Annotated in this window: 11 protein-coding genes; 4 read left to right on the top strand and 7 right to left on the bottom strand. The window is 64.3% G+C overall.

Translation table 11 applies throughout. From position 1 onward, the window contains the following. Nucleotides 1–2: 2 nt before the first annotated feature. The 7 genes from OU999_11220 to OU999_11190 form a co-directional block, all read right to left on the bottom strand. Nucleotides 3–485 (bottom strand): chemotaxis protein CheW, encoded by a 483-nt coding sequence (locus tag OU999_11220; GenBank protein ID WAC22330.1) that lies wholly within the window; start codon nucleotides 483–485, stop codon nucleotides 3–5. Further along, complete coding sequence (locus OU999_11215) at nucleotides 482–2,293, bottom strand: MCP four helix bundle domain-containing protein (GenBank protein ID WAC22329.1); 1,812 nt, start codon at nucleotides 2,291–2,293, stop codon at nucleotides 482–484. Before OU999_11215 ends, OU999_11220 begins: the two co-directional genes overlap by 4 nt. Nucleotides 2,294–2,404: 111 nt before the next feature. Next, nucleotides 2,405–4,234, bottom strand: a complete 1,830-nt coding sequence (locus tag OU999_11210) for a methyl-accepting chemotaxis protein (protein ID WAC22328.1) — start codon at nucleotides 4,232–4,234, stop codon at nucleotides 2,405–2,407. A 129-nt stretch (nucleotides 4,235–4,363) separates the two neighbouring features. Further along, entirely contained in the window at nucleotides 4,364–4,885 is a 522-nt protein-coding gene (locus tag OU999_11205; GenBank protein ID WAC22327.1) for a chemotaxis protein CheW, read from the bottom strand. Nucleotides 4,886–4,889: 4 nt separating this feature from the next. Beyond that, nucleotides 4,890–6,932 carry a chemotaxis protein CheA gene (locus OU999_11200; GenBank protein ID WAC22326.1) on the bottom strand — a complete coding sequence of 681 codons (2,043 nt, stop codon included), beginning with the start codon at nucleotides 6,930–6,932 and terminating at the stop codon, nucleotides 4,890–4,892. After that, nucleotides 6,929–7,297: a response regulator gene (locus OU999_11195; GenBank protein WAC22325.1), complete on the bottom strand. Its 369-nt coding sequence runs from the start codon at nucleotides 7,295–7,297 to the stop codon at nucleotides 6,929–6,931. The genes OU999_11200 and OU999_11195 overlap by 4 nt, the downstream gene beginning before the upstream one ends. Then, nucleotides 7,294–7,605 carry an STAS domain-containing protein gene (locus tag OU999_11190; GenBank protein ID WAC22324.1) on the bottom strand — a complete coding sequence of 104 codons (312 nt, stop codon included), beginning with the start codon at nucleotides 7,603–7,605 and terminating at the stop codon, nucleotides 7,294–7,296. The genes OU999_11195 and OU999_11190 overlap by 4 nt, the downstream gene beginning before the upstream one ends. A 504-nt stretch (nucleotides 7,606–8,109) precedes the next feature. On the opposite strand from OU999_11190, the gene OU999_11185 reads away from it, so the two are divergent. The 4 genes from OU999_11185 to leuD all read left to right on the top strand — a co-directional run bounded on the left by OU999_11185 (nucleotide 8,110) and on the right by leuD (nucleotide 12,727). Further along, the gene (locus OU999_11185) at nucleotides 8,110–10,242 is read left to right on the top strand and encodes a S46 family peptidase (GenBank protein WAC22323.1); all 2,133 of its coding nucleotides are present in this window, start codon (nucleotides 8,110–8,112) and stop codon (nucleotides 10,240–10,242) included. 121 nt (nucleotides 10,243–10,363) lie between these two features. Then, nucleotides 10,364–10,750 carry a c-type cytochrome gene (locus OU999_11180; protein ID WAC22322.1) on the top strand — a complete coding sequence of 129 codons (387 nt, stop codon included), beginning with the start codon at nucleotides 10,364–10,366 and terminating at the stop codon, nucleotides 10,748–10,750. A 7-nt stretch (nucleotides 10,751–10,757) separates the two neighbouring features. Then, complete coding sequence (leuC, locus tag OU999_11175; protein WAC22321.1) at nucleotides 10,758–12,164, top strand: 3-isopropylmalate dehydratase large subunit; 1,407 nt, start codon at nucleotides 10,758–10,760, stop codon at nucleotides 12,162–12,164. Further along, nucleotides 12,164–12,727, top strand: coding sequence for a 3-isopropylmalate dehydratase small subunit (gene leuD, locus OU999_11170; GenBank protein WAC25412.1), 564 nt, complete (start codon nucleotides 12,164–12,166; stop codon nucleotides 12,725–12,727). The genes leuC and leuD overlap by 1 nt, the downstream gene beginning before the upstream one ends. Nucleotides 12,728–12,731 lie beyond the last annotated feature (4 nt).

The raw sequence follows: 12,731 nt of genomic DNA, 5'->3' as shown, positions 1-12,731 counted from the left end.
GATCAGGCGACCTTTGCGACCGGGGTAAGCAGATGGGCCTCATCTGCGGTAAAGATGCTGGCGACGTCGATGATCACGACAAATCCGCCCTCGTTGCGCACGACGCCAGTGATATAATCCGACTTCCAGCGGACCCCGATATCGGGAGCGTTCTCGATGCGGGCGGTTTCGATCGTGGCCACCGACAGCACCTTGTCGATGACAACCCCCAGCGACAGCATGCGGTCGGCCAGCGGAATGTCGAGGATCAGGATGCGGGTCGACAGCGTCGGTTCGGCGGCGGGCAGGCCCAGGCGGACACGCAGGTCCACCGTGGGCACGCCCTGGCCACGCACATCGGTCAGGCCCAGGAAATATTCGGGGCCGTTGGGCACCTGAAACGGCGGCTTGTGATCGAGGATTTCCCTGACCAGGCCTACCGGGACGGCGAAGACTTCTTCGCCGATCCCGAATTCGACCACCTGAATTTCAGCCTGGGTGCTCATGCTGCCTGTCCAAAATCTGCGTCGTCGTCATCAACGCCGCCACGTTCCAGATCGAGGGCAAAGCCCTTCACCCGCTCCTGCTGATGCGCCACGGACTGCGGCTTCGGCTTGGAGGCAGAGGGCTTTGCTGCGGGCTTCGTCGCGCGCTTGGGTGCTGCAGCCGGGCGGCTGAAGCTCTGGGTCGCGCGCCCATGGCCGTTCGCATCGACGCGGAAGAACGCGATCGTCTGCTGCAGTTCCTCGGCCTGGCTGGCCAGTTCCTCGGACGTGCTGCTGATCTGCTCGGAGGCGCTGGCATTCTGCTGCGTGACCTTGTCGAGCTGCTGGATCGCTTCGTTGATCTGCGCGGTGCCGATATCCTGTTCGCGGCAGGCGGCGCTGATCTCGGACACCAGTTCGGCGGTCCGGCGGATATCGGGGACCAGCTTGCCCAGCATTTCACCGGCTTCGGCAGCAGCCTTGACGGTTTCAGAGGAGACCGAGCTGATCTCGGCGGCGGCACCCTGGCTGCGCTCGGCAAGCTTGCGCACTTCGGATGCGACCACCGCAAAGCCGCGACCATGTTCGCCGGCGCGAGCTGCCTCGACCGCCGCGTTCAGCGCGAGCAGATCGGTCTGGCGGGCGATCTCCTGGACGATGCCGATCTTCTCGGCGATCATCTGCATGGCGCCGACGGCCTTGTTGACCGCCTGGCCGCTGATATCGGCATCCTTGGCGGACTGGCGCGCGATCTTTTCGGTCTGCGCGGCATTGTCAGCGTTCTGCTTGATGTTGGCGGCCATCTCTTCCATCGAGGCCGAGGCCTGTTCGGCAGCGGCGGCCTGTTCGGTGGCGCCCTGCGACACCTGTTCGGAGCTGGACGACAGTTCCTGGCTGCCGGCGGCGACATTGCCGATGGCCGCAGTGGTATCGCCAACCACGATGCGCAGCCGTTCGACCATCGCGATCAGCGCGTGGCCCAGCTTGTCCTGATCGGACAGCGCGGTGTGCTGCACGGTCAGGTCGCCATGTGCGATGGTTTCGGCCAGGGCTGCGGTCTGGCGCAGGTTCGCGGTCATGCGGTTGACGGTATCGACCAGGTCCTTGATCTCGTCATTGCTGGTGACGACGACGTCCTTGTCGAGGTCACCGATGGCGACCGCGTCGATGGCGACGCTCACGTTCTTCAGGCCGCGCGAGATGGTCAGCGAAATCCAGACGGCGGCGGCAATGCCGGCGACAACGGCGATGACCAGCAGCGCGATGAACAGGTTGCGGGCATCGGCATAGGCAACATCGCCTTCGGCGCTGGCCTTTTTGCCGCCTTCGGTGTTCAGCTTGACCAGCTTCAGCAGATCGGCGGAGAAATCGTCGTACAGGCCCTTGCTGTCAGCCAATGTCGCCGCAGCTTCCACATTCTGGTTGTTGCGCGACAGATTGATGAAGCGATCGCTGACCTTCAGGTACCGGGCGAACTTGCCCTCGAAGCTCTGATAGATCTGCCGCTCCTCATCCGAAGAGATCAGCTTTTCATAACGGGCGCGCTGGGTGCTGATATCGCTGAGCACCGTGTCGATCTGACCCTCGGCCTCGCGCATCACGGCAGGGTCGGTCGAAACGACATGCGTATATTGCATGACGCGCAGGTCCGACGTCGCGGTGTTGATCCGGTGGATGCTGTCGATGCTCGGCATCCAGTTGGTCGCCAGCTCGGTCGACTTGTCGTTGATGCTCGACATGTTCGTGATGCCGAAAATGCCGATAATGCCGGTGATCAGAAGCACGAAGGCGAATGCGCCCGCCAGTTTTGCCTTGATGGTAGCACGCATGGGTCAGGTCTCACTTCAGTTGCTATGGCTAGGGCGCTCGGGCCCATGCCACCGATGATGGAAAATCGATTGAACTACAGAAACTTGGAACTGTCTGGAGCGTGGGCCGGGTCAGGCCGCAGCTCCGAAATCGGCATCGTCATCGTCCGCGACACCGCGTTCCAGGTCGAGCGCGAAGCCTTTCACCCGCTCTTGCTGGTGCGCCAAGCTATGGGGCTTCGGCTTGGCAGCCGCAGGCTTGGCGGGCTTTGAAGCCTTCGTCACTGGCCTGGGAGATTTGCTCACCGCAGGTCGCGGCGCGCCGGGCCTGGCGTGGCGTGCGTCCCGCTCATCCAGCTGGAAGAACGCGATCGTGCTCTGCAGTTCCTCGGCCTGGCTGGCCAGTTCCTCGGACGTGCTGCTGATCTGTTCGGACGCGCTGGCATTCTGCTGCGTGACCTGGTCGAGCTGCTGGATCGCCTCGTTGATCTGTTCGCTGCCGATATCCTGTTCGCGGCAGGCGGCGCTGATCTCGGATACCAGCTCTGCGGTCCGGCGGATATCGGGGACCAGCTTGCTCAGCATTTCACCGGCTTCAGCAGCGGCCTTGACGGTTTCCGAAGAGACCGAGCTGATCTCGGCAGCGGCACCCTGGCTGCGCTCGGCAAGCTTGCGCACTTCCGATGCCACCACCGCAAAGCCGCGGCCATGTTCGCCGGCGCGTGCCGCCTCGACCGCTGCGTTCAGCGCGAGCAGATCGGTCTGGCGGGCGATTTCCTGGACGATCCCGATCTTGTCGGCGATCATCTGCATGGCGCCGACGGCCTTGTTGACGGCATCGCCGCTCATTTCGGCGTCCTTGGCGGACTGGCGCGCGATCTTTTCGGTCTGCGCAGCATTGTCGGCATTCTGCTTGATGTTGGCGGCCATCTCTTCCATCGCCGCAGAAGCCTGTTCAGCGGCAGCAGCCTGTTCGGACGCGCCTTGCGAGACCTGTTCGGAGCTCGATGAGAGTTCCTGGCTGCCCGAAGCGACCTGTGCTGCAGCGTCTGTGACGTTCGCGGCAAAGCCGGTCAGGCTGTCGATCAGGTTGTTGATCGAATCCTTCATGCGGCGGTGATCGCCTTCGCACGCGATTTCCACCCGCTCGGTCAGCGCACCGGTGCTGACCAGGTCGAGCACGCGGTTGCCCTCGGCGATCGGGTCCAGAATGGCATCGAGCATGCCGTTGATCGAATGGACGACGCGGCCGAAATCACCCGGGAAGTCGCCGGCATTGCCGCGTTCCTGCAGCTGCCCTGCGGCAGAGGCATCGATCAGGCGCTGGATTTCGCCGATGATCGCCTGGAAATTGGCGCGCAGCAGTTCGATGGTGTCGTTGATGAACGCCTTCTTGCCGGGCAGCTGTTCCATCGGCGCGTTGAAATTGCCTTCGCCGAACTGCTGGATGCAGGCCATCGCCTTTTTCTTGGCGGAGATATGGTTGGCGACCATCAGGTTGATGCCCTCGGCCATCCGGGCGAAATCGCCCTCGAACTTGGCGACCGGGACGAACACGTCGATATCGCCGCGATCATGCTCGGCCGACATCTGGTTCATCTCGTGGATCAGCCCGCGCAGGTTGCCGCGCAGCTGTTCGATGATGTCGTTGATGAACGCCTTCTTGCCGGGAAGCTGCGCGAACGGGATATCGAAATTGCCGCTCGCAAATTCCTTGACGCAGGCCATCGCGCTCTTCTTGACCGCGATATGGCTGTCGACCAGTTCGTTCACCTTGTGCGCAATGATGGCATATTCGCCCGGATAATCGGTCGGACGCAGCGCGACGTCGATATCGCCCCGGGCATGTTCGGCGAGCACATGCTCGACCCCGGTGCGCAGCGCATGCGCGGGCTGGCCTGCCGCATCGAGCAGCTCGTTGACGGCGAGCAGCATGTCCCGCGCGCCTCCGGTCGCGCTCATTGCGTCCGCTCGCGCTCCGCTGTCGCCTGCGGCCATGGCGCGCGTAACGCGGCGGACCTCTTCGGTGGCATGGTCGAAATGTGAACTCGACTTCAGGGAGACATAGGGGCGCATGGGCTTGAACTCGCTCTAGCTGGAAACAGTGGAAAGTTGGGCAACGCCCTCCGGAGACTGGCAATTGAAGATGGCGGTAAGATTCGGCAGCACGACGATGCCGGCTGGCTGCCTGACGAGTTCGTGGATGAACGCGCGGCGCCAGCGCATGCCGACGACGGGCGGCTTTTCGCTGTCGGCCTGGCGCAGCGTGGTCACCTCGTGCACCTTGTCGGTGCGGATGCCGATCTGGGTGGGTTCGCCGTCGATGGCGATCTCGATGACGATGATGCGGCTGTCGATGGTGTTTTCGGCGGCGGTCATGTCGAACGCCAGCCGCAGATCGGCAATGGGGATGATCTTGCCGCGAAAGTTGACGACGCTGCGCACCAGCGGCGATGCACCGGGCACCATCGTTTCGGGCAGCAGGTCGAGGATTTCGCGGACCAGCATCGCTTCGACCGCAAAGGTTTCGCCGGCCAGATCGAAGGTCAGCACTTCAAGCTGGCCTTCGGCGTCCCAGTTGGCGGCAGATATCGGGGTGAGTGTGTCCTGCATGGGCTTATCCGGCGGCGCGCAGCCGCTCCTCCTGAAGCTGGCCAAGGGCGACGAGCTGGACCGCGTCGAGGATCAGGGCGACGCTGCCATCGCCCAGGATCGTGGCCCCGGCAAAGGTCGCGACATCGCGATGCAGCGGCGACATGGACTTGATGACGGTCTGGTGGCTGCCGATGATCTGATCGACCACCAGCCCGACGCGCTCGCCGCCGGTGGCGATGACGACGATCTTCTGGTGCGGATCGGGCCGGGTACCGGTGTCGAACATCTCGCGCAGGCGGATAAAGGGCACCAGCCGGTCGCGCAGCGTGATGAAGCTGCGCCCGCGCGAGCGCATGTCCTCTTCCAGGCTCAGCTCAATGCATTCCTCGACCACGGCCAGCGGGATGACATAGCAACCCTCGCCGACGCGCACGAGCAGGCCTTCGATGATCGCCAGGGTCAGCGGGATGCGCAGCACCACGGTCGATCCCTCGCCGGGGTTCGACGTGATGTCGATCGTGCCGCGCAGGCTTTCGATCGTGCGCTTGACCACGTCCATGCCGACCCCGCGGCCCGACAGGTTGGTGACCTGCGCGGCGGTGGAAAAGCCGGGGTGGAAGATCATGTGGAGCAGTTCGGAATCGCTGATCTGCGCGCCGGGCTCGATCAGCCCCTGCGCCTCAGCCTTGGCGCGGACACGCTCGCGGTTGATGCCGCGGCCGTCATCGCGAATGGTGATCAGCACCTCGCCGCCGGCCTGATGCGCCGATAGCGTGACATGGCCAGCTTCGCTCTTGCCTGCAGCCACGCGGTCCTCGGGCGTTTCAAGGCCGTGGTCGCAGGCGTTGCGGATCAGGTGCACCATCGGATCGGCCAGCCGCTCGATCACCGTCTTGTCGACTTCGGTGGTCTCGCCATGGGTCGAAAGCTCGATGGTCTTGCCGGTCTCGCGCGCCAGATCGTGCACCAGCCGACGGAAGCGGCCGAACAGGCTGGCGACCGGAACCATGCGCAGCACCATCATCGTGTCGCGCAGCTCGCTGGCCAGCCGCTCGATATCCTCTGCGACCGAACGCAGCGCCAGTTCGCCCGCAGGTCCGCGCACGCCCTGGCTGGAAAGCTGGGCAAGGCGGCTCTGGACGATCACCAGCTCACCCACCCGGTCCATCAATACGTCGAGCCGCTCGGCGGGAACGCGGACGCTTTCCTGCGCCTTGGCCGGGCTGTTGGCGGGGGAGTTGGCGGGGCGGGCCTTGCCGGGCTCGGCAGCAGCGACCTGCACCGCCGGCGTTGCGATCTGCGGGGCGACGTCGTCGCTGGCCGCAATCTCCGCTTCGCAGGCATCGATTTCCAGCGGCGCGACATCCAGCTCCATGTCGTCCATCACGAAGATGAACACATCCTCGATATCTGCGCGCGAAACATCACCGCGCAGCTCGACCTGCCAGCCGAGATGGCATTGGCTGGCATCCAGTTCGTCCAGCGAAGGGATACGGTCGGTCTGCGCGGTGACCTTCGCATCGCCCAATGCCCTCAGCTCGTCCAGCAGCACCAGAGGGTTGGTGCCGTTGGTCATGCAGTTGGCGGGAAGGCGGAAGGTAATGGTCCAGCCCGCGCTTGCGGGCGAGGATGCGGCGGAGGCTATCGCGTCTTCCGCGCGATTGTCGGTGTCAGCTGCGCCTGCGGTATCGGCCGCGCCGATCGCCTGGTGCAGGCGGCCGAGAATCTCGTCGCCGGTGGCATCCAGGCCAGAGCCGTCGCCATCGACCAGCGCCTGCATGTGATCCATCGCCGAAAGGATGACCGCGACAAGTTCTTCGGTGGCCGGAACCTGGCCCTTGCGAACGCGGTCAAAGGCGGTCTCGCAATGATGGGTAAAGGCGGCCAGCGCATCGAAGCCGAACATCGCGCCCGAACCCTTGAGCGTGTGAAACCCGCGAAAGACGCTGTCGACCAGATCGCGGCTGCCCAGATCGTGCGACAGGTCGAGCAATGCCTGTTCGATATCGCCCAGCAGCTCGCCCGCCTCGACCCGGAACGCTGCGATCGGGTCCTGCGCGGTCATCGGCCGAGCACCTTGGCCGCGATGCGCAGCAGCTGATCGGGTACGAACGGCTTGACCAGCCAGCCGGTGGCACCGGCGGCGCGCGCCTCCTGCTTCATCGCTTCGTCGGATTCGGTGGTGAGGAAGATGATGGGCGTGCCGGTCTGGATCGGCAGCTTGCGGATCTCGCGGATCATCTCCAGCCCGTTCATATTGGGCATGTTGAGATCGGCGATGATCATGTCGAACTTGCCAGCCCTGGCCTTGTTCAGGCCATCCAGCCCGTCCACAGCCTCGCTCACGTCATAACCTGCACCGCTCAATGCGATGCGGATCGCCATGCGCAGGCTGGATGAATCATCAACTGTCAGGATCGAAGCCGTCACTGCGAAGGTCCTCCATGGAGCCAGGAATTGAGATTGGCGGTGGGCAGCAGATCAGCCAGCCCGGCCCGGGCCAGCGTGGCGGCCAGCTGCTCATGCGCATCCGGGTTGAAATCGACCGACTTGCCGCACTTGGACGCATGGACATGCGCCGAATACACAGTCTGGAAGAAGGACAGGTCCACATCCTGCAGTTGCGATATGTCGAGCGTGACCCTTTCACACTCAACCAACGCAGCCAGAAGCTCGTCTCTTAGCGAACCCGCGTTCTGGATATTGGCGGAGCTGCCAACATTTAGCGTTTTGTGCATGGTCTTTTCCCCCCGGAACTTGACGAAGTTTTACGTCTTTCTTCGTCAAATATTGGTTAACGGTGGAAGAACCATAACCCTGATGACGGGTGGGCCTGGCAAGGCGAACGGGTCATGCGGGGCGGCATTCCGGCCAACCTTGAAATTACGCAATAAAATCTTGGTTTTAATCGCGCGTAAAGGCTCGTGCTGAAGGCCAGGTTACCAGCCTGTTACAGTGGTGGACGGATAACGTTAACCTGCGGGTTGTGAGCGTTAATATCCGGTATGTGATCAGAACGATGATCTGGATCGTATTTCTACTAGCCGGATACTGTGAATCAACTTGGCGCCAGAACGCTAGCGATGATTCGCGAATCGAGTCGGGCGAGGCCCGGTTGCAGCGCCTTTTCCACCTGCGGTATTCACGCCGTGCTCAGCCACGGACGTCCACGCTTGCTCCGCTTCTGGAGCCGGTCTATCTGGACGGCCTTCCAGATCCTGGCCCCGTTGCGGAGTTTCCTGATGCGCTTTTCCCTGTTGCTTGCCTCTACCGCCTTGCTGATGTCTGCCCCTGTCCTGGCCGAAGAGGGCATGTGGCTGCCCGGCCAGACGCCGGCCCTGGGAGACAAGCTGAAAGAGGCGGGGCTGGAACTGTCGCCGGCTGATCTCGGCAATCTGAAGGCTGCGCCGCTCAATGCCATCGTTTCGCTGGGCGGCTGTTCGGCCTCGTTCGTCAGCCCTGAAGGCCTGGTCGCGACCAATCACCACTGCGTCTACGGGTCGATCCAGTATAATTCCAAGCCGGGCCAGGACTATCTGACCGATGGTTTCCTTGCCAAAAGCTATGCCGATGAACTGCAGGCGGCACCCGGATCGCGCATCTATGTGATCGAGGATCTGCGCGATGTGACCGCAGCAATGAACAAGGGCGTGACAGCCAAGCTTTCGGGGCTTGATCGCTACAACCGGCTGGAGGCGAACCGCAAGGCGCTGATTTCCGAATGCGAAAAGCAGGCCAATCGCCGCTGCGATGTTCGTCCCTATTTCGGCGGGCAGACCTATTTCCTGCAGCAGCAGCTCGAGATCAAGGATGTGCGCCTGGTCTATGCGCCTGCTGGCGGCATCGGCAATTTCGGTGGTGAGACCGATAACTGGCAGTGGCCGCGCCACACCGGCGATTTCGGCTTCTACCGCGCCTATGTCGCGCCCGATGGCGCGTCGGCTCCCTATTCCAAGGACAATGTGCCCTACAAGCCCAAGTCTTGGCTCAAGATTGCCGACAAGCCGCTGCAGGAAGGCGATTTCGTCATGGTCGCGGGCTTCCCCGGCGTGACGCAGCGCCACTGGACGGCAGCAGAAGTGCGCCACAATTTCGAACAGGTCTATGCGATCGACCAGCAGCTGCGCGCGGATTATTCCGCCGCGATCGAAAAGGCGGTGAAGGGCAACAAGGACGCCGAGATCAAATACGCGTCGATCCTCAAGGGATCGGACAATTACAAGAAGAAGCTGCTGGGTGAGATCGCGGGGGCCGATGCCATCGACCTGCTGGGCCGCAAGGACAAGGCCGATGCCGATTTCCGCGCCTGGGTCGCGGCGGATCCGGCGCGCACCGCGCAATATGGCAAGGCCTTGACCGACCTCGACGCGCTGGTCGCGGAATCGAACCAGGCGCGGGTGGACAGCCTGCGCCTCGCCACGATCAACCGCGCGCAGCTGCTGACCTCGGCGCAGCTGCTCTATCGCTGGGCCAAGGAGCGCGAAAAGCCCGATGCCCAGCGCGAACCGGGCTATCAGGACCGCGACCGCCTGACGATGCGCGAGCGGCTGACCCAGGTTGAGCGGCGCTTTGATGCCGGTGTGGACCGCGTGCTGCTCGAACAGGCGCTGGGCGAATATGCCAAGGTCGCCGGAGAAAAGCGCAACGCGCCGCTCGAAGCGAAGATCGCCTCGATCGGCATGGACCGGCTCTATGCCGATACGCAGCTGGGCAAGACCGCTGAGCGGATCGGCTGGATGGACAAGCCTGCCTCCGAGTTCGAAGCCTCGACCGATCCGTTCATCCAGCTCGCGGTTGCCGCCTATCCGGGCCAGAAGGCCGATGAGGACAAGGCCAAGGAACGGGCAGGCCGCGTGCAGGCCGCGCGCTCGGCGGTGATGGCGGGGCAGCTCGCCTTTGCCAAGGAACAGGGCCGCGCGCTCTATCCCGATGCCAATGGCTCGCTGCGCTTCACCTATGGCAAGGTCACGGGCAAGCAGCGCGATGGCCTGATCTGGACGCCGTTCACCACCGCCGAAGGCCTGGTCGCCAAGCAGACCGGACGCGGTGAGTTCGACGCGCCCAAGGCCGCCATCGACAAGCTCAAGGCGCGTGATTTCGGCAGCTATGCCGATGCCAAGCTGGGCACGCTGCCGGTCAACTATCTGTCCACCGTCGATATTACCAACGGCAATTCCGGATCGGCCACGCTCAATGCGCGCGGCGAATTCGTGGGGCTGGCGTTCGATGGCACGCTGGATGGCGTGGTGTCCGACTGGTCCTATGATGCCGCGATCAACCGCACCATCCATGTCGACAGCCGCTTCATGCTGTGGACGATGGACAAGGTCGATGGCGCACAGCGCCTGCTGACCGAAATGGGCGTCGGTCAATAAGCGGCCGGAATGCGGAGATGGCGGCGGATTGTCCGACTGGTGGTCAGATTGCCAGCGGGGCTCCGCCGCTCCGCCCCGCCAAGGCAAGCATGGCGCAGTTGATGTCGATGCGAGATGACCGATGAAAGCCATGCTCCGCCCCCTGATCGTGCTTGCGCTGTGCGCAGCCAGCACCGCCGCATTGGCCGCGCCTGCCAAGGATGAGGCGGCGCTCGGCAAGCGCCTGTTCCTGCGCTGCACCGCCTGTCACGCGGTTTCGTCCAAGGCTCCGGCCAAGGTCGGTCCGCACCTTCAGGCGATTGTCGGGCGCAAGGGCGGCAGCGTGGCGGGCTTCGGCTATTCGCCCGCGATGAAGGGGGCCAATATCGTCTGGAACGAGGCGACGCTCGACAAATGGCTGCAGCGTCCCCAGGCGGTGGTGCCGGGCACGACCATGGCCTTTGCCGGCCTGCCCAATGCCGCCGATCGCAAGGCGCTGATCGCGTATCTCAAGAAGCCTGTGCCCTGACGGGGCCATGGGGCACACGCTCTATGACAAGCTGTGGGACGCGCATGTCGTCCGGCGCGGCGAGGGCGGAGAAGACCTGCTCTATATCGATCGGCAGCTCGTCCATGAGGTGAGCAGCCCGCAGGCGTTCCGTGCGCTGGCCAGCGCCGGGCGGGGGCTGCGCCGCCCGGAAACGCATCTGGCCGTTGCCGATCATGCCGTGCCGACACGCGCGCGCGATCAGGCTCCCTCCGATCCGGTGGCCGCCGCGCAGGTGGCCGAGCTTGAGGGCAATGCTCGCGATTTCGGGGTGCGCTATCACCCGTTGAGCGGGGCAGGGCATGGCATCGTCCATGTCATCGGGCCTGAACAGGGCTTCACCCTGCCGGGTATCACCCTGGTCTGCGGCGACAGCCATACGACGACGCACGGTGCGTTCGGGGCGCTCGCCTTCGGCATCGGGGCGAGCGAATGCGGCACGGTGATGGCGAGCCAATGCCTGATGCAGAAGCGCGCACGCAATATGCGGGTGGAACTGACCGGAACGCTGCCGCGCTGGGCATCGGCCAAGGATGTTGCGCTGGCGCTGATCGCCAGGATCGGTGCGGACGGTGCGCGGGGCTTTGCGGTCGAATATGCAGGACCGGCCATCGCCGCGATGGACATGGCCGGGCGGATGACCCTGTGCAACATGACGATCGAGGCGGGCAGCCGCATCGGCCTGGTCGCGCCCGATGCGGTGACCTTTGCCTATCTGCAAGGCCGCCCCGGTGCGCCGCAGGGCGATGATTGGCAGCGCGCCGCCGCTTATTGGCAAACGCTCGCCAGCGATGGCGATGCGGCATTCGATCGGATCGAGACGCTTGATGTTTCTGCGCTCGCACCGCAGGCGACCTGGGGCACCAGCCCGGATCAGGGCGCGCCGGTGACCGGCCATGTCCCCGATCCCGCATCCGCCGCCCCGGACGAGCAGGCGCGGATCGCGCGCGCGCTCGGCTATATGGGGCTGGAGCCGGGGATGGCGCTGGCAGATATCGCCATCGACCGGGTGTTCATCGGATCGTGCACCAATTCGCGGATCGAGGATCTGCGCGAGGCCGCGTTGGTGGTGCAGGGGCGCAGCGTGGCACATGGCGTCCGCGCGATGGTCGTGCCGGGATCGGCAGCGACCAAGGCACAGGCCGAATCCGAGGGGCTGGCGGATATCTTCCGCACTGCCGGCTTTGCATGGCGCGATGCGGGCTGTTCGATGTGCGTGGCGATGAACGACGACCGGCTCGCCCCCGGTGAGCGCTGCGCCTCGACCAGCAACCGCAATTTCGAAGGCCGTCAGGGCCAGGGCGGGCGCACGCATCTGATGAGCCCGGCCAGCGCCGCTGCCGCCGCAGTGACCGGGCGGATCGCCGATGTTCGCACGCTGATGGGCGACGCGTGATGGAGCCGTTCACCTGCATCACGGGTAAGGCCGCGAGCCTGGACGAAGACAATATCGATACCGATGTCATCTATCCGGCGCGCTTCCTGACGATCACCGCCCGCGAGGGGCTGGGTGCCTATGCCTTTGCCGATCGCGGCTTCAGGCTGAACGATGCGCCGATACTGGTTGCTGGCGCGAATTTCGGCTGCGGGTCGAGCCGCGAGCAGGCGGTCTGGGCATTGCTCGGCTGCGGGGTGCGCTGCATCATCGCGCCCGGTTTCGGCGAGATATTCGCCGGCAATTGCCTGCGCAACGGCGTGCTGCCGGTGGTGCTCGGTGATGATGCGGTGGCCGGGCTGCACCGCGCCGCGCAGGCAGGCGACAGGTTCACGGTCGATCTGCACCAGTGCACCATCCAGGCGGGCGATACGCCACCGCTGGCATTCGCTATCCCCGAACCGCAGCGCCAGGCGTTGCTCAACGGCTGGGACGAGACCGCTGCCATCCTGGCGCGCGACGGCGATGCCATCGCGGCGTTCGAGGCGCGCCAGCGCCAGGCACAACCCTGGCTCTGGCGCTGATGCG

This window comes from Blastomonas sp. SL216, from assembly GCA_026625625.1.
Taxonomy (GTDB): domain Bacteria; phylum Pseudomonadota; class Alphaproteobacteria; order Sphingomonadales; family Sphingomonadaceae; genus Blastomonas.
The sequence above is the reverse complement of the archived record's forward strand: the minus strand, read 5'-3'. Positions and strand labels throughout refer to the sequence as shown.

Bases quoted from the DNA above. Each gene is read 5' to 3' on its own strand.
- OU999_11220 (WAC22330.1), bottom strand. From the start codon at position 485: ATGAGCACCCAGGCTGAAATTCAGGTGGTCGAATTCGGGATCGGCGAA.
- OU999_11215 (WAC22329.1), bottom strand. From the start codon at position 2,293: ATGCGTGCTACCATCAAGGCAAAACTGGCGGGCGCATTCGCCTTCGTG.
- OU999_11210 (WAC22328.1), bottom strand. From the start codon at position 4,234: ATGAGCGCGACCGGAGGCGCGCGGGACATGCTGCTCGCCGTCAACGAG.
- OU999_11205 (WAC22327.1), bottom strand. From the start codon at position 4,885: ATGCAGGACACACTCACCCCGATATCTGCCGCCAACTGGGACGCCGAA.
- OU999_11200 (WAC22326.1), bottom strand. From the start codon at position 6,932: ATGACCGCGCAGGACCCGATCGCAGCGTTCCGGGTCGAGGCGGGCGAG.
- OU999_11190 (WAC22324.1), bottom strand. From the start codon at position 7,605: ATGCACAAAACGCTAAATGTTGGCAGCTCCGCCAATATCCAGAACGCG.
- OU999_11185 (WAC22323.1), top strand. From the start codon at position 8,110: ATGCGCTTTTCCCTGTTGCTTGCCTCTACCGCCTTGCTGATGTCTGCC.
- OU999_11180 (WAC22322.1), top strand. From the start codon at position 10,364: ATGAAAGCCATGCTCCGCCCCCTGATCGTGCTTGCGCTGTGCGCAGCC.
- leuC (WAC22321.1), top strand. From the start codon at position 10,758: ATGGGGCACACGCTCTATGACAAGCTGTGGGACGCGCATGTCGTCCGG.
- leuD (WAC25412.1), top strand. From the start codon at position 12,164: ATGGAGCCGTTCACCTGCATCACGGGTAAGGCCGCGAGCCTGGACGAA.